Below are 17,433 nucleotides of genomic sequence, written 5' to 3'. Positions count from 1 at the left end.
ACTCTCGCCCTGCAACACCTCCATGCAACACCCATGATCAGTCCTTCCAGACCATGAATGATATTAACAACTACCACATTGGCCCGATTCAGCTCGCCCCCGGCATTCTGCCGCGCCATGGCTGGAGTTTCCTGGCGGTCGGCTTTTTGTCTATCGGCCTGATGACCTTTATCGCTATCGGCCAGACTTACATTCTGAACGAGCATCTGGGCATCCCTGAGTCCGAGCAGGGCGGTATTAGCGGCAAACTGGTATTTTTGACTGAGATTGTCACCCTGCTGTGTTTTTTGCCGGCGGGTATTCTGATCGACCGGCTCGGGCGGCGGTCGATTTACGCGGTCGGTTTTCTGCTGCTGGCGCTAACTTACATTTTGTATCCGCTGGCGCAATCGGTTGGGGATCTGTATTACTACCGCGTTATTTACGGGCTCGGCGTGGTGACTGTGGCTGGTGCCTTGTCGACCGTGATGGTGGATTACCCGGCCGAGCAGTCGCGCGGCAAACTGGTGGCCATCATCGGGGTCTTGAGTGGTCTTGGTATTGTGTTCACTAACCAAGGCTTTGGCTCTGTGCCCGAGGCGCTGGTGTCGGCCGGTTACAGCGGCGAGCAGGCTGGGCAGTGGACCCACTTTATGGTGGCCGGGCTTTGTGTGTTCGCTGCCGTGCTGGTGATGCTGGGGCTCAAGCCCGGTATTCCCATCCAGCGGGAGGCGCGTCCGAGCGTGGGGACGCTGTTCAAGAGCGGCTTCGCGGCGGCGCGCAATCCGCGGGTTGCTCTGGCCTACTCAGCGGCCTTCATCGCGCGCGGTGACCAATCCGTCAATGCGACATTTCTGATTCTCTGGGGCACCCTGGCTGGCAAGGCAGCGGGCATGGATGCTGGCGAGGCGGTGAAAAATGGTACCCTGATTTTTGTTATTGCGCAGATCTCGGCGCTGGTCTGGGCGCCCATTTTGGGGCCGCTGATGGATCGGATTGATCGCGTCACCGCGCTGGCCGTGTGCATGGTGCTGGCGGCTGTCGGCAATCTGTCCCTGTTGCTGCTTGATGATCCGCTGGGCAAATATGGTCTGATTTTTTACATCCTGCTCGGCATCGGTCAGATCAGTGTGTTTTTGGGTGGTCAGTCGCTGATTGGCCAGGAAGCCCCGCGCGAGAAACGCGGGTCGGTGTTGGGTGCCTTTAATATCTCGGGTGCCATCGGGATTTTGCTCATCACTCTGGTCGGCGGCTATTTGTTCGACAAAGTCGACCCGCGCGCGCCCTTCGTGGTGGTGGGCGCCATTAACATTGTGCTATTTCTCGCCTGCCTGGCCGTGCGACTGCGCACCGGGCCGGTGCTGGTGCGATGCTGAGCATATTGGCGGTGTCAATGGCGTGCTGGCTTTCCTGTGCGCCAGTGTGGGCGTTTCATGCTATTGTCGCGCCCGGATTCTTTGCCGTAAAACAGTAGATTTATTGTCCGGGGTGACCGGGCCATGTGAGCGTTACGGTGAAACAGCCGCTTCATTCTCCGGGGTCGCTGGGACGTGGCTGGGACCATGAGCGTTAAGCAAAACGGGTGAAGGCGATGGGTCGACAAGCCTCTGCGAGTGCACTGCCACCGGGTACGCAATTGCGTGAGTTGCGCATTCGTGAGCACCTTGGCGGCGGCGGTTCTGGTCTGGTCTATCTGGCCGACCACAGCCTGCTGGGTGCTACCTATGTGGTCAAGGAGTTTCTGCCGCGCGATCTCGCCACCCGCGCGAGCGATGGTCAGGTCGCGCCCCTGCCAGGCAAGGAGGAGCAGTTCGAGCATTTGCGCAAGAAGTTCCTGCAGGAAAGCCGCATGTTGCAGGAACTTGCTCGGCCGCGTCCACATCCCAATCTGGTCATCATTGCCGATGCCTTTCAGGAGAATGGCACCGTCTATCTGTGCATGGTCCATGAGGCATCCAACACCCTGGGGGATTTTCTGGCTGGCAAGCCCAAACTCGATGAAGAACGGATCAGCGCCTGGCTGTTTCCGCTGCTTGACGGTCTCGCCCATGCTCACGCGCGCTCTATCTGGCATCGCGATATCAAGCCGAGCAACATTCTGCTGCGTGACGATGGCAGCCCCCTGCTGATTGACTTCGGTGCCGCCCGCTGGGTGCATCCCGACAGCGAAAAGACCCTGATCCGCCAGATGACGCCCCAGTTCGCCGCACCTGAGCAGGTTCTGCACGGTGAGCTTGGCCCCTGGACCGACATCTACGGCATGGCGGCGACCTGGTATTACGCCCTGACCGGTCGACCACCCATGCAGCGCCCGCTACCTGATGATTGGCAAACGCCCTATCTGGAGCGCTGTAGCGAGCGCTTTCTTGATGCCATTGACGCTGGGCTGGCATTGGAGTCCGGGGGGCGCCCGCAGAGCATCACCGCCTGGCTGGCACTCTTTGGCGTTGCGCCGAGTTCTCCGGTTGCCGCCGGGTTGCGTCCCGCCAAGCCGGTCGATATCAAGCCACGTGCGAACCCCACCTGGGGCATGGATACAGAAGCCATCACGCAACTCGGTGGTGACATTGATCCTGGCGAAGGCGAGCCGATGGGCGCGAAGTCAGATCAGTCGGCGGTTGCATCATCGGGCTTGATGGATGCAAGACAACCGCGCCAGGTTTCGCGCTTGGCCATGTTGCTCGCGGTGGGGCTGGTTGCCATCCTGCTGGCGGCTTTGGGACTGTTTGTCTGGCTCAATTCCTGAGTTTGGTCCTGGGGCCAACCTCTCGCCCGACAACGCCCGCCTGACAACACTCGCCTGACAACACAATGCCGACTGAAAACCTGGTTTGAATGCGGTTTGTCACCAGTCGCTCTGGCCAAGTAGAATAGCGGGCTTTGCTTAATTACTTGGCGCTGCCTCTAGGGGTTCCCTCCATGCAAGACCCGGCCTCCCGTTCCGATCAGTCCATCGGCCATCATGAAGTCAAGGAAACCACCTGCTACATGTGCGCCTGCCGCTGCGGCATTCGCGTGCATCTGCGCGACGGCGAGGTGCGCTACATTGAGGGCAACCCCGATCATCCGCTGAACAAGGGCATTCTTTGCGCCAAGGGCTCCTCGGGCATCATGAAGCAGGTCTCTCCGGCGCGCTTGAGCAAGCCGCTGCGGCGCAAGGCCAATGCCAAACGCGGCGAGTCCCAATTCGAGGAAATCTCCTGGGATGAGGCCATGACCATGCTGGCCGAGCGTCTCGGGCGGCTGCGTGCCGAAGACCCGAAAAAGTTCGCGCTCTTCACTGGTCGTGACCAGATGCAGGCGCTGACCGGTATGTTCGCCAAGCAGTTTGGCACGCCAAATTACGCTGCCCATGGCGGATTCTGCTCGGTCAACATGGCCACCGGCATGATCTACTCCATCGGCGGTTCCTTCTGGGAGTTCGGCGGGCCGGATCTCGACCACGCCAAGCTCTTTGTGATGATCGGCACGGCGGAGGATCATCACTCCAACCCGCTCAAGAAAGCCCTGTCCCAATTCAAGCGCCAGGGTGGGCGCTTTATCGCCATTAATCCGGTGCGCTCCGGCTATGCGGCCATTGCCGATGAGTGGGTGCCGATCAAGCCCGGCACCGACGGGGCGCTGTTCCTGGCGCTGATCAACGAGATTCTCAAGACTGGCCTGTTCGACCGCGATTTTCTGGTTCAGTACACCAATGCCGCCGAGCTGGTGATTGATGATCCGGAGCGCGACGATCACGCCATGTTCTACCGCGATACCTCCATTGATGTGACTCGCGGCTGTACCGATCCGCAGGACAAGTTCTGGTGGGATCGCAACACCGGTGAGGTGTTGTCGCATACCAAGGGCGCCGATCCGCGCCTGCTTGGCGCCTACACCATGAAGGACGGCACCCCGGTCAAGACCTCTTTTCAGTTACTCAAAGAGCGGGTCGAGCCGCACACGGTGGAGTGGGCCGCTGGCATTACGGGTATTCCGGCTGAGACCATTCGCCGTCTGGCCCATGAGATGGGCATCATGGCGCGCGACCATAAAATTGAATTGCCCATCAGTTGGACCGATGCCTGGGACAACGAACATGCCTCGGTGACCGGCAATCCGGTGGCTTTCCACGCTATGCGCGGTCTGGCGGCGCATTCCAATGGTTTCCAGACCATTCGCGCGCTGAGCATCCTGATGACGGTGCTCGGCACGATTGACCGGCCCGGCGGTTTTCGCCACAAGGCACCTTTTCCCAAGCCGATTCCGCCCTGTCCCAAGCCGCCTAACAGCCCGGATGCGGTGCAGCCCAACACCCCGCTCGATGGGCTGCCGCTTGGCTGGCCGGCGCAGCCCGAGGATCTGTTCGTCGATGCCGACGGCGAGCCGGTGCGTCTTGACAAGGCCTTCTCCTGGGAATATCCGCTCGCGGCCCATGGGCTCATGCACAATGTCATTACCAACGCTTGGCGCGGTGATCCCTATCCTATCGATACCCTGTTCCTCTTCATGGCCAACATGGCTTGGAACTCGTCGATGAACACCGTCGAAGCGCGCAAAATGCTGGTCGACCAGCACGAGAATGGCGAGTACAAAATCCCTTTTCTGGTGGTGTGCGACACCTATGCCTCAGAAACAGTCGCCTTTGCCGATCTGGTCTTGCCGGACACCACCTATCTGGAGCGCCATGATGTGCTCTCCATGCTCGACCGGCCGATCTCCGAATTCGACGGCCCGGTCGATGCTGTGCGTCTGCCCATTCTGCCGCCCAAGGGCGAGTGCCGGCCCTTCCAAGATGTGCTGATCGAACTCGGCGCGCGCCTTGGCCTGCCAGCCTTCATCAACGAGGACGGTACTGCCAAGTTTCGCAACTACCCCGACTTTGTGGTCAATTATGAGACCTCGCCTGGCTCAGGCATTGGCTTTTTGGCGGGTTTTCGCGGCAAGTTCGGCGACAAGGCAATGAAGGGCGAGCCGAACCCCAACCAGTGGGAGCAGTACGCGGCCAATCACTGTTTCTTCCACTATGAGTTGCCGCGCAGTTACCAGTTTATGCGCAACTGGAACAAGGGCTACCTGCACTGGGCGCGCGCGCATGGCATGACCAAATGGGCCGAGCCCATCCTGATTCATATCCATTCCGAGGTGCTGCAACGCTTCCGTGCCGCAGCCCAGGGCAAACGGCCCGGCCGGCGCCCGCCCGAGCGCTACCGCGAGCGTATCGAGACCTTCTTTGATCCGCTGCCCTTCTACTACGAACCACTCGAAGCCCAGCGGGTTGATAAAAACCACTATCCGCTCACGGCCCTGACCCAGCGGCCGATGGCCATGTATCACAGTTGGGACAGCCAGAACGCCTGGCTGCGGCAGATTCACAGCCACAATTATCTCTTTGTGAACCCGAAGGTCGCCATCGCTCAGGGGATTAAAGACGGCGACTGGATTTGGGTCGAATCCCATCTCAATCGGGTCAAATGCATGTGCCGCTATTCCGAGGCGGTCGAGCCTGGCACTGTCTGGACCTGGAACGCCATCGGCAAGGGCGCTGGCGCCTGGGGACTGAGCGCCAATGCCGATGAATCCAAGAAAGGCTTCCTGCTCAATCATGTGATTGGCGAGGAACTGCCGGTGGTATCACGCGACGGCGGTCAGGTGCTTTCAAACTCCGATCCGCTAACCGGGCAGGCGGCCTGGTTCGACGTGCGGGTGCGCATCTATCCTGCTGAGCCTGACAGCAAGAAAATCACCGAGCCGCAGTTTACGCCGATGAAGGCGCTGCCCGGGCAATTGACCCGTCCACGCAGCCGCTGGCAAGCCTATGTGGCCGGCGTGTTTGGCAAGAAATAGCGCGGCGCGGCGACATGCCATTTGGTCTTGATTTTGCGCTTATTGATATTGCACTTGGGGCAACCGGCCTGGTGCTTCCCATGACAGGTGCCCCGATCCGGGTGCACTGAGTAGGTACAGCGATGACTCAACTCGCCCTGGTAATCGATCTAAACGTCTGCGTGGGCTGTCATGCCTGCGTGACCTCGTGCAAGCAATGGAACACCTCGGGCTGGGCGGGTCCGATGGTGGACGAGAATCCCTATGATGCGGATCCCACCGGCACTTTCTTTAATCGGGTGCAGACCTTCGAGGTGGGCAGCTATCCGAACACCGAGACCGTTCATTTCCCCAAGAGCTGCCTGCACTGCGAGGACCCGCCCTGCGTTCCTGTGTGCCCAACTGGCGCCTCCTACAAGCGCGAGGACAACGGCGTGGTGCTGGTCGATTACGACAAATGTATCGGCTGCAAATACTGCTCCTGGGCCTGCCCCTATGGCGTGCGCGAACTCGACGCCCAGCAAAAGGTGATGAAAAAATGCACACTGTGCATTGATCGCATCACCGACCAGTCCCTGCCGGAGGCTGAGCGCAAGCCGGCCTGTGTGCTCGCCTGTCCGACCAGTGCGCGCCTGTATGGCGACGTGCATGATCCGGATTCGGAGGTCTCGGTTGCTATCCGCGAGCGCGGCGGCTATGCGCTGATGCCTGAGTGGGGCACCCAACCGGCAAATCACTATCTGCCGCGACAGAAGAACCGCATGCACATCACCGAGGAAGATTTGCAGCGCGTCGATAATCCGCTGAAGAAGGAAGACCTGACGGTTTACCACGGCGAGGAAACGCTCGAGGATGTGACCTGGTAAGGCCAATGCTACTGCCGGCGCGCCGGGGATTGGACTTCACCAGCTTCCCGCCGCCCTTTCCTTCTCGTCGTTTTCTGTTTTTCAGGCGATTCGTTTCGAGCTTTCTTCTTAAACAAGCTTCCAAGAGCCAGGGCCAAGACCATGCATCCTGCCTTTTCCGTGATTTTTCTCACCACCCTGCTCGGTGCCGGCCAGGGGCTGTTTCTGGCGCTGGTGACCGGCCAGGTGTATTCGCGCATTCACCTGATTGATGCGCAGAGTTCCGACTATTACCTGTTCGGCAGCCTGATCGCGCTCGCGCTGCTGCTGTTCGGGTTGGTCGCGTCCTTCTTCCATCTCGGGCGACCCGAGCGAGCTTGGCGGACAGCCAGTAAATGGCGCACCTCCTGGCTGTCGCGCGAGGTCATTGTGCTGCCACTGCTGATGGTATTAGTGGCGACCTTTGGTCTGATTCAATGGATGGGCTGGACCACGCCCTTTGTTGTTGCGGGCGACAATGCCCTGCCGGTCGATGCCAGCCTGGTGGTTGGGGTGCTGGGTGCCGTGGTGGCATTTGCGCTCTTTGTCGCCACGGCGATGATCTACGCGAGTGTGAAGTTCTTGCAGGAGTGGTCCTCGCCGCTGACGGTGTTTAACTTCACCTTCTTTGGCTTGGCGTCCGGCTTCATGCTGGCGGCTGCTTACTCCGCCTTCCTCGGCAACGATCTGGTCACCTTTTTTGGTACCTGGGCGGTTATTTTCACCGCCGTTGCCTTCCTGTCGCGCGGCGCCTCACTGCTGCGCAATCACCGCATCAAATACCGCAGCAATATCAAAACCGCCATCGGCGTGCGTCATCAAGGCATTGCGCAGACATCCCAGGGGTTCTCGGCGGGTTCCTTTAATACGCGCGAGTTTTTTCATCACCGAGGACCGGACACCCTGAAAGTGATCCGCGTGCTCTTCATGGTGCTGGTCTTCCCTGTGCCCGTGTTGCTGATTGGCCTGGCCTATGTCACCAAATCGCCCAACCTGCCGATTCTCGCCTTCCTGATCCAATACCTTGGCCTGGTCGCCGAGCGCTGGTACTTTTTTGCCGAGGCGCAGCATCCGCAGAATCTCTACTATCAGCGCGTTTCCTGATGACGCCTGATCTTTCTCCATGGCGCCTGTGCGCCGATGGCGGCTAGAAAAAATCCACCCCGCCGCCGTCGGCGTGCGCTTGGGCGTCCTTGATCAGTCCTGCGCTGATCAGGTCGGAGTAGAAGCGCACCTGGTTACGGCCATTCTCCTTGGCGTAATACAGCGCCTTGTCGGCTTCGTCGATCACCATCGATACGCCTTCCTGGTTGCAGATTTCAGTGACGCCGATGCTGACGGTGACCGAGCCGACAGCGGGGAAACTGTGATTGGCGATGGTCTCGCGCGCGCGTTCGCAGACGTGATCGGCGGTTTCTGGACCGGGTGCCTGAAAGAGCACGACAAATTCCTCGCCGCCATAGCGGAAGATTAAATCCTCCTGGCGGAAAATCTTTTCGAGTAGGCGCGCGAGCAGAATCAGCACCTCGTCGCCGTAGAGATGGCCCCAGCCGTCGTTGATGCGCTTGAAGAAATCGATATCCACCAGCGCGAGCCAGGCCCCTGTCCTATCGGCGTTGCGCCGCTGAGCGTAGGTTTGCTCGTCAACCTGGGCATGAGCAATGATGCGCTTGGTAATTTCGGTGTCGAGTGTCTCGCGGTTTAGCAGGTGGGTCAGGCGGTCGCGGTGGCTGTCGTCGAGCAGCGCGAGATAGTTCGAGTAGATACGCAACAGCCCGTAGGTGAGGCGCTGGTTGTTGAAGCCTGGTTCGGCTGTGAGTTGCAGCAAAACGCCGTAGACGTCATCGTTTTTGTCGTAGAGTGGATAAACAATGTGGGTCATGCCAGCGCGTTGGTCTGGCGTTTCGACCACGTTGCGGCTGTCGATGGCCTCGGCAACTGCTTCGAGCAGGGGCTCGGAGAGTTGGCGCTGCTCCTGATTTAGCTCGGAGATAATGACGCCATCTCGGGAGTAGGCCGCCAGAGCCGCCTTGATTCTGTCCTCGGACATGACGATCTGAAACAGGCGAAAGGTTTCCGCCGGGAAAAGCTCGGACAGGGTGATGGCCAGGCTGCGTTCGAGCAGTTCCCGGTCCTGGTGGCGGGTGATCTCGGCGAGCGAGTCGACGATGGTAATGGTCGAGATGGGGCGCGAGCCTTTCGAGCTGGCCTGGCGTTTGGGCAGATCCACGATTGGTCCTGATGGTTTTTGTTCGAGAGGACTGATTGGCTAAGAATGAGTGTAGGCTTTCCGTGCCGCAACTTGCTAAAGCCGACTGATCCGCTCACGCTGGGCGCTGAGCTGCTCTAACGCGGCTTGCTGCTCGGCGAAACGCTGGCGTTCTTTCTCCACCACCGGCGCTGGCGCTTTGTCGCGGAAGTTAGGATTCTCCAGCTTGCCGCCGATGCGTTTGAGATCAGCCTCCAGCCGGGCGATGTCCTTATCCAGCCGCGCCAACTCGGCGTCCTTGTCGATCAGGCCGGCCATGGGGATGAGGATTTTCATCTCGCCGACGAGCGCCATGGCGGCTTCGGGGGCAAGTTGTTCGTCATCAAGCAAGGTAATGGACTCGACCCGGGAGAGAAAGTCCAGATAGGCGCGGGCCGATTCCAGCCGCGCGCGATCTGTCGCGCTCGCGTTAGCAATCAGCACCGGCAGTGGTTTGCCCGGCGGGATGTTCATCTCGCCCTTGATGCGGCGCACGCCAAGGATAAAAGCCTGCACCCATTCGATTTCGGCGCTGGCCCCGATATCGGCTTCGGAGTCGGCCAGTTTTGAATCAGCGGCGGGGTAGGGCGCGAGCATGATGGTCTCGCCCGGCTGGCCGGCCAGTTCATGCACCTTCTGCCAGATTTCCTCGGTGATGAAGGGCATGATGGGGTGCATGAGGCGCAACAGGGCCTCGAGCGTGCGCACCAGGGTCTGGCGGGAGCCGCGCTTGGTCGCATCGCTCGCCTCCGGATTGTTCAGCACCGGTTTGCACAACTCCAGATACCAATCGCAAAAGTGGCTCCAGGTGAATTCATACAGCGCCTGGGCGGCGAGGTCGAGGCGGTAGTTCTCCAGTGCGCCGCGCACTTGCACGGTGGTGGCGTTCAGCCGCGTGCGAATCCAGCGGTCGGCGGCGGTCAGTTCGACTGGCTCGTTCGGCTTGCCGGGTTGGGCTGGGGTACCGCAGTCCTGCCCCTCGGTATTCATCAGAATGAAGCGCGCCGCGTTCCAGAGCTTATTGCAGAAGTTGCGATAGCCCTCGATGCGCCCGAGGTCGAATTTAATGTCGCGCCCGGTGGAGGCGAGTGCGGCGAAAGTAAAGCGCAACGGGTCGGTGCCGAAGCTGGGGATGCCTTCGGGGTAGTCCTTGCGGGTCTGCTTGGCGATCTTCTCGGCGATGTGGGTCTGCATCAGCCCGCAGGTGCGCTTCTCGACCAGGGGTTCGAGTTCGATGCCGTCAATCAGGTCAATGGGGTCAAGCACATTGCCCTTGGACTTGGACATCTTGTTGCCCTGGGCATCGCGCACCAGGCCATGGATATAAACGTCGCGGAAGGGCACGGCGTCCATGAACTTCATGCCCATCATGATCATCCGTGCGACCCAGAAGAAGATGATGTCGAAGCCGGTAATCAGCACCGCGGTGGGGTAGAAGGTTTGCAGGCGTTCGGTCTGTTCCGGCCAGCCCAGCGTCGAGAAGGGCCAGAGCGCGGAGCTGAACCAGGTGTCGAGCACGTCCGGGTCCTGGATTAGCTCAAGCTCGGCAGCCAGGCTGTGGCGTTCGCGCACCTCGGCCTCGTTGCGACCGACGTAGATGTTGCCATCGGCATCGTACCAGGCCGGGATGCGATGGCCCCACCAGATCTGGCGGCTGATGCACCAGTCCTGGATGTTGCGCATCCATTCAAAATAGGTGTTCTTCCAGTTGTCCGGATAAAAGCGAATGCGCCCGTCCTCGACCGCACGAATGGCCGGCTCGGCCAGCGGGGCGACGCGCACATACCATTGGTCGGTTAGGAAAGGCTCGATCACCGCGCTGGAGCGGTCGCCGCGCGGCACCATCAGCCGGTGGTCGCGGGTGGCGGCTAGCAGACCGGCGGCGTCGAGATCGGCGAGAATCCGCTTGCGCGCCTCATAGCGGTCAAGGCCGACATAGTTCGGCGGAATCAGCGTGCCTTCCTCCGGGTTGTTCTCGCGAATCGCGGCGCTCGCGGTCAGCACATTGATCAAGCCGCCATGGGGCTGATCGGCTATCGCGGTCTCGTCGCGATGGCGCAGCCAGACCTCGTGGTCGTTGAAGTCATGCGCCGGGGTAATCTTCACGCAGCCGGTGCCAAGCTCCGGGTCGGCATGGGGGTCGGCGATGACCGGAATACGCCGCCCGGTCAGCGGCAGTTCAACGAACTCGCCGATCAGATGCTTGTAACGCTCGTCCTCTGGGTTGACCGCCACCGCGCAGTCGCCAAGCAGGGTCTCAGGGCGGGTGGTGGAAACGGTCAGATGGCCGGTGCCATTGGTCAGCGGGTAACGGATGTCCCACATATGGCCGGATTCTTCCTCCGACAGCACTTCGAGATCTGACACGGCGGTGTGCAGGATGGGATCCCAGTTCACCAGCCGCTTGCCGCGATAGATCAAGCCTTCCTCGAACAGACGCACGAAGACCTCGCGCACCGCAGTCGATAGCCCCTCGTCCATGGTAAAGCGCTCATGCACCCAGTCGAGCGAGGAGCCAAGCCGGCGCAACTGCTGAGTGATCTGCCCGCCCGATTCGGCCTTCCAGTCCCACACGCGCTCAATAAAGGCCTCGCGGCCCAGATCATGACGGGTCTTGCCCTCGGCCCCGAGCTGCCGCTCAACCACCATCTGGGTGGCGATGCCGGCATGATCCGTCCCCGGCTGCCACAATGTCTGCTCGCCCGTCATCCGCCGATAGCGGATCAGCGTATCCATCACGGTATTGTTAAACCCATGCCCCATGTGCAGACTGCCCGTCACATTGGGCGGCGGGATCATGATGCAGTAGGGCTGTTCGGACGCGCCGTCGCGCGCCGGATCGGGCGCTGAACCGGGGCTGGATTGGGGCGCGAAATAGCCGGCGGACTCCCAGCGTTGGTACCAAGACTGTTCGATCTGCTGGGGGTTGTAGTTCTTGTCAAGCATTTTGAGTGGAAAACTGCGTAGTTGGAAAACGGGCTGGAGGCTGAAACCGGTGAAGGGGGCAGAGTATAACCGACCCGTCCCGAGCTTGAGTCGGGCGGGAAAACGCCCTCAAGCAATCACATTCAAGTAGGATCATTGTTGATATCATTCTACTAATGCGCTACCTGCTGGACACCGATGTTCTGGTCGCCGCTTTTCGTTCCCGGGGCGGGGCAAGTCACGCCCTCTTTCGTTATTCCGTGCTTGGTGAGTCGCCCTTTGTTGTTCATCAAGAACTGGTCCATGAATATCGTGATCTCCTGGCGCGTCCCGCGACGCTGGCGGGAACGGGTATTTCCTTTTTGCGAGGCCGAGTTGGTGCTGGCGGGCTGGCGGGTCTACGATAACTCCGGGTGCTTTCCAGGGACAGCCTGCTGGAAGCCCTTGCCTTCGACCTCGTCCAGGCACCCAAACAGGATTCACTACATCCTCGACAAGATCGCCAACGACGAAGGGCTCAAGGATTTACGGGTGGCCTTTCTGATCGACGAGGCCCCATCGCTCGCAAGAAGGCAGCACGGCCACCGCCATCCGCACGCCCTTTCATAACGCGCCGTCGGCCGAGATGAGTGAGTCGCATCGATTCGGTCAAAAAAATCCCGCCTATGTCAACCTGCATTTTCTGGTATTTTTCCGGGTGGCCCGGACCTGGCCTTTGCGCCTGGCCCCGGGCAGATTGGTTTTAAACAGCGCTGAACCTGGGTTTTCGGGCGTTCGTCAGTGCGGACGCAGGCGACCCGCCGGTTGGCGTTTCCAACCCCATCGCCCCGGGAGGCCATGCATGATCAAACCCATCGGCTCCGATGAACTTAAGCCGCGTTTTGTCTATGACCCCGACGAGCACCACCGCCTCGCCCTTGAGGCCGAGTCGCTGCCCTCGGTGATCGTGAGTTCCCAGACTGCCGGCAATGCGGTGATGCTGGGCGCTGGTTACTTTAGCCCGCTTGAGGGCTTTATGAACCTGGCCGATGCTCTGAGTGTCGCCGAGACCATGACCATGACCGATGGGCGTTTCTTCCCTGTGCCCATCATCTGTCTGCTCGAAACGACCGAGGGTATTGCCGGAGCAGACCGCATCGCGCTCCGTGATCCCAATGTCCAGGGTAACCCCGTCCTGGCGATTATGGACGTTGCCGCGATCGAAGAGGTTTCGGACGCCCAGATGGCGCTCATGACCGATAAGGTCTATCGCACTGCTGATCCCGAGCATCCGGGGGTGAAGACCTTCAACAACCAGGGTCGCTTGGCGGTTTCCGGGGCCATCCGGGTGCTGAATTTCTCTTACTTCCAGAGCGATTTCCCGGATACCTTCCGCACTGCGGTCGAGATTCGCAACGAGATCCAGGAGCATGGCTGGGAGAAGGTCGTCGCCTTCCAGACCCGCAATCCGATGCATCGCGCCCACGAGGAGCTGTGCAAGATGGCGATGGAAGCGGTCAAGGCTGACGGCGTGGTGATTCACATGCTGCTCGGCAAGCTCAAGCCCGGTGATATTCCGGCGCCGGTGCGTGATGCCTCCATTCGCAAGATGGCGGAGCTGTACTTCCCGGCCAACACTGTGATGATCACTGGTTACGGCTTCGACATGCTCTACGCCGGCCCGCGCGAGGCGGTGCTGCATGCCTATTTCCGCCAGAACATGGGCGCGACCCATTTCATTATCGGGCGCGACCATGCTGGCGTTGGTGATTACTACGGTCCCTTCGATGCCCAGAGCATTTTCGATGAGGAAGTGCCAGCCGGCGCGCTGGCCATCGATATTTTCCGCGCCGATCACACCGCCTACTCCAAGAAGCTCAACCGCGTGGTGATGATGCGTGACGCCCCGGATCACAGCAAGGAGGACTTCATCCTGCTGTCCGGCACCCGGGTGCGCGAGATGCTGGGCAAGGGCGAGGCGCCGCCGCCGGAGTTCTCGCGCCCTGAGGTGGCCCAGATTCTGATGGACTACTATCAGTCGCTGGCCTGAACTGCCGTCGATTTGACCCACGCCAACTCCCGCGAGTCATTTAGTTGATCTCGGTCGATAGGCATTTCGTTATTTCGTAATAAAATAATGTTGCGGCAACCGCATGCAGCTAACGGAGACCCACAAACATGATTAGTAGCAATCCCTTCGCCGAGCTTCCAGCTCTCATCACGCCCGGTGCGATGAAGGCCTATGTCGTCCTCATGGTCCTTCTGGTTATCGGTGGCGTCATACTCGACATCAAGCACAAAAGGAGCGCGGAGTATTTCTTCGAGAAAGGTCGGGCGCTGAAGAAGCTGGCCAAGCGCGAAGTCAGCAGTGGCGAGAAGATGAGCCTCGCGGTTGGCACCCTGGCCAACGAAGTGCTGGCTTCTGGCGAGTTTGAGAACCCGGACCGGCGCAAGTCCCACCTGATGATGATGTACGGTTTCATCTTCTTTGTGCTCACCACTGCATCAATGATTTTCAGCCTGCCGCTGGCCGAAGGCGAGAAAGCTTCTTTCATCACCGGCTTGTTGTGGCACCTGAGCGCCGCCTCAGTCTGCGTTGGCGCTTACTGGTTCTGGTTCAAAATCCGTGCTGATGTCCGCTCCGAGGGCCATGAGTGGTACGACGTGCATTTATCGGATCTGTTTGTCGTCTCTCTGTTTCTGATGGCCGCTGGTGCCCTCGCGTGGTCGATCTTCCAGGGCAGCATGCTGGGCGGCCTGGCATTTTTCATCTTCATCGCTGCGGCCACCACGCTGTTTAGCACCGTACTTTGGTCGAAGTTTGCGCACATGTTTTTCAAGCCCGCAGCGGCCTTCCAAAAGAAAGTGGCCAAGGCCGATGGTTCGCTCGACAAACTGCCTGAAGTGCCCGAGTTGACTGACCCGGTCGTCAAGGAACGCTTCCCGGACATCCCCGAGTACATGGGTGATAAGCCTGAGTACATGGGCCTGGGAATTAAGCGCGAAGCGCCGAGCCACTACTGAGCAAGTCACGAAGAGGACGAAAAGATGCCAACTTTTGTTTATATGACCCGCTGCGATGGTTGCGGCCAGTGCGTTGATATCTGCCCATCAGACATCATGCACATGGACTCCGTTGTCCGTCGTGCCTACAACATCGAACCCAACATGTGCTGGGAGTGCTACTCCTGCGTCAAGGCCTGTCCGCACAACGCCATTGACGTGCGCGGCTACGCCGACTTCGCTCCGCTCGGTCACTCGGTGCGGGTGCAGCGTGACGAGGAGAAAGGCGTGATTGCCTGGCGGATCATTTTCCGCAATGGCGAAAAAGACATGACCCTGCTCGCGCCCATCACCACCAAGCCTTGGGGCCAGGCGATTCCGCAACTCGCCGACGAGTCCGAACCTAGCCAGGAGATGCGCGACAGCCAGCACCTGTTCAACGAGCCCAAGTACATCCGTCTCGATGATGGTGGTCTGCACACGCTTGAGTCCAATGGCCTGAAACTGAAAGCAGGGGTGTACTACTGATGGCTTACAAGACAATCATCGAAGACGGGATTGACATCCTGGTCGCCGGCGCCGGCTTAGGTGGCACGGGCGCGGCTTTCGAGTCTCGCTACTGGGGTAAGGATAAGAAAATTGTTGTGGCCGAAAAGGCCAATATTGATCGCTCAGGTGCTGTGGCTCAGGGTCTGTACGCGATCAACTGCTACATGGGCACCCGCTTTGGCGAGAACAACCCCGAAGATCATGTGCGCTATGCGCGTATCGACCTGATGGGCATGGTGCGCGAGGATCTGCTGTTCGACATGGCCCGCCACGTCGACTCCACCGTGCATCAGTTCGAGGAATGGGGCCTGCCGCTGATGCGCAACCCCAAGACCGGCGCCTACCAGCGCGAAGGCCGCTGGCAGATCATGATTCACGGCGAGTCCTACAAGCCGATCGTCGCCGAGGCCGCGAAGAAATCAGCCGATAAAGTGTTCAATCGCGTCTGCCTCACCCATCTGCTGATGGATGAGAGCAAGCCCAATCGCGTCGCTGGCGCGGTAGGCTTCAATGTACGCACGGGCAACTATCACGTCTTTAAGTCCAAGGCCGTGATCGTCGCCGCAGGCGGTGCTTCCAATATCTACAAGCCGCGTTCGGTGGGTGAGGGTGCCGGTCGTGTCTGGTATGCGCCTTGGTCGTCCGGCTCGGCCTACGGTCTGCTGATCGGCGCCGGCGCCAAGATGACCCAGATGGAAAACCGCATCGTACTGGCCCGCTTCAAGGACGGTTATGGTCCGGTCGGTGCTTACTTCCTGCACCTGAAGACCTATACCCAGAACTGCAACGGCGAGGAGTACGAGTCCAACTGGTGGCCACAGCTCCAGGAAATGGTCGGCAAGGAATATCTGGACCCCGAGGCGTCGAGCCTCACCCATCGCCCCATCCCGACCTGTCTGCGCAACCACGCACTGATCAACGAGGTCAATGCCGGTCGCGGCCCCATCCACATGATCACCATGGAAGCCTTCCAGGACCCGCACCTGGAAGAGATCGGCTGGCACAACTTCCTCGGCATGACCGTTGGCCAGGCTGTTCTTTGGGCGGCCACCGATGTCGACCCGAAGAACGAGAACCCCGAGCTGACCACCTCCGAGCCTTATGTCATGGGCTCGCACGCCACCGGTTGCGGTGCCTGGTGCTCTGGCCCCGAGGACATTTCCCCGCCCGAGTACTTCTGGGGCTACAACCGCATGACCACAGTCGAGGGCCTGTTCGGTGCCGGTGACGCCGCTGGCGGCACCCCGCATGCGTTCTCATCCGGTTCCTTCACCGAGGGGCGTCTGGCGGCCAAGGCGGCTTGCAAGTACATCGACGATGGCAAGGCCGAGGGCATTCGCATCTCCGACGAGCAGATCGAGCAGCGTCGCGCAGAGATCTACAAGCCGATGGAGCACTACCGCGTCTATCGCAACGAGATCACCGCCGGTTCGGTCAACCCCAACTACATCAACCCGCGTCAGGGCCTGGATCGCCTGCAAAAGTTGATGGACGAGTACTGCGGCGGTGTGACCGTCAGCTACATGACCAACGACAAGCTGCTGCACATCGGCTTGAAGAAGATGAAGGTCTTAGAGGAGGACCTCGAGAAGATCGCTGCGGAAAACATCCACGAGCTACTGCGCGCCTGGGAGTTGAAGCATCGCCATCTGACCTCCGAAGCGGTCATGCAGCACACATTGTTCCGCAAGGAAACCCGCTGGCCGGGCTACTACTACCGTGGCGATGCCATGAAGGTGGACGACCAGAACTGGCATGTGCTGACCGTCTCTCGTCGCGATCCCGAAACCGGCGAGTACACCATGGAAAAGGCACCTTGCTACCACCTCGTCGAGGCCTAGTCTCACTGGTGTCTTAAACGGCGGGGCTCCCGGGTAAGCCGGGAGCCCCGTTTTTTTTTTCCAAGATGGCATGGTTTTCTGGCCCAAAACGAAAGGCTTCTGCTTGATCGGCAGATGCAAAAAGCTGGACTGCGCTTGTCGGTCTTTCAGGCGCGGGTTAACCTTGTGGTTTTGCTCCTGGATGCCTTAGCGCAAGGTGCCTTGGGCGCGCGATTGATGG

At 59.9% G+C, this 17,433-nt stretch carries 12 protein-coding genes; 10 read left to right on the top strand and 2 right to left on the bottom strand.

What is annotated here, in order from left to right:
- Positions 1–53 precede the first annotated feature (53 nt).
- The 5 genes from Thiofri_RS18625 (at position 54) to Thiofri_RS18605 (ending at position 7,772) form a co-directional block, all read left to right on the top strand.
- Complete coding sequence (locus tag Thiofri_RS18625; RefSeq protein ID WP_009147378.1) at positions 54–1,355, top strand: MFS transporter; 1,302 nt, start codon at positions 54–56, stop codon at positions 1,353–1,355.
- A gap of 215 nt (positions 1,356–1,570) precedes the next feature.
- Positions 1,571–2,725, top strand: coding sequence for a serine/threonine protein kinase (locus Thiofri_RS18620; protein WP_009147379.1), 1,155 nt, complete (start codon positions 1,571–1,573; stop codon positions 2,723–2,725).
- Between the two features lie 173 nt (positions 2,726–2,898).
- Positions 2,899–5,805 carry a sulfite dehydrogenase subunit SoeA gene (gene soeA, locus Thiofri_RS18615; RefSeq protein ID WP_009147380.1) on the top strand — a complete coding sequence of 969 codons (2,907 nt, stop codon included), beginning with the start codon at positions 2,899–2,901 and terminating at the stop codon, positions 5,803–5,805.
- A gap of 122 nt (positions 5,806–5,927) precedes the next feature.
- Complete coding sequence (soeB, locus tag Thiofri_RS18610; protein ID WP_009147381.1) at positions 5,928–6,650, top strand: sulfite dehydrogenase subunit SoeB; 723 nt, start codon at positions 5,928–5,930, stop codon at positions 6,648–6,650.
- A gap of 141 nt (positions 6,651–6,791) precedes the next feature.
- The gene (locus tag Thiofri_RS18605) at positions 6,792–7,772 is read left to right on the top strand and encodes a dimethyl sulfoxide reductase anchor subunit family protein (RefSeq protein ID WP_009147382.1); all 981 of its coding nucleotides are present in this window, start codon (positions 6,792–6,794) and stop codon (positions 7,770–7,772) included.
- A 43-nt stretch (positions 7,773–7,815) separates the two neighbouring features.
- On the opposite strand, the gene Thiofri_RS18600 is transcribed toward Thiofri_RS18605, so the two are convergent.
- Positions 7,816–8,898: a GGDEF domain-containing protein gene (locus Thiofri_RS18600; protein WP_009147383.1), complete on the bottom strand. Its 1,083-nt coding sequence runs from the start codon at positions 8,896–8,898 to the stop codon at positions 7,816–7,818.
- 75 nt (positions 8,899–8,973) lie between these two features.
- Entirely contained in the window at positions 8,974–11,862 is a 2,889-nt protein-coding gene (locus Thiofri_RS18595; protein WP_009147384.1) for a valine--tRNA ligase, read from the bottom strand.
- 282 nt (positions 11,863–12,144) lie between these two features.
- Between Thiofri_RS18595 and Thiofri_RS18590 the strand changes: the two genes are divergently transcribed.
- From Thiofri_RS18590 to aprA, 5 genes are all read left to right on the top strand, one after another.
- Entirely contained in the window at positions 12,145–12,450 is a 306-nt protein-coding gene (locus tag Thiofri_RS18590; protein WP_143741791.1) for a hypothetical protein, read from the top strand.
- Between the two features lie 232 nt (positions 12,451–12,682).
- Entirely contained in the window at positions 12,683–13,870 is a 1,188-nt protein-coding gene (gene sat, locus Thiofri_RS18585) for a sulfate adenylyltransferase (protein WP_009147386.1), read from the top strand.
- 128 nt (positions 13,871–13,998) lie between these two features.
- Complete coding sequence (locus Thiofri_RS18580) at positions 13,999–14,844, top strand: adenylyl-sulfate reductase (protein ID WP_009147387.1); 846 nt, start codon at positions 13,999–14,001, stop codon at positions 14,842–14,844.
- 24 nt (positions 14,845–14,868) lie between these two features.
- Positions 14,869–15,351 carry an adenylyl-sulfate reductase subunit beta gene (aprB, locus tag Thiofri_RS18575; RefSeq protein WP_009147388.1) on the top strand — a complete coding sequence of 161 codons (483 nt, stop codon included), beginning with the start codon at positions 14,869–14,871 and terminating at the stop codon, positions 15,349–15,351.
- On the top strand, positions 15,351–17,213 hold the full coding sequence (aprA, locus tag Thiofri_RS18570) for an adenylyl-sulfate reductase subunit alpha (protein ID WP_009147389.1): 1,863 nt from the start codon (positions 15,351–15,353) through the stop codon (positions 17,211–17,213). Before aprB ends, aprA begins: the two co-directional genes overlap by 1 nt.
- The last annotated feature ends 220 nt before the right edge of the window (positions 17,214–17,433 follow it).

The sequence above is a fragment of the Thiorhodovibrio frisius genome (assembly GCF_033954835.1).
Taxonomy (GTDB): domain Bacteria; phylum Pseudomonadota; class Gammaproteobacteria; order Chromatiales; family Chromatiaceae; genus Thiorhodovibrio; species Thiorhodovibrio frisius.
This window is presented reverse-complemented; position numbering and strand designations above follow the sequence as displayed.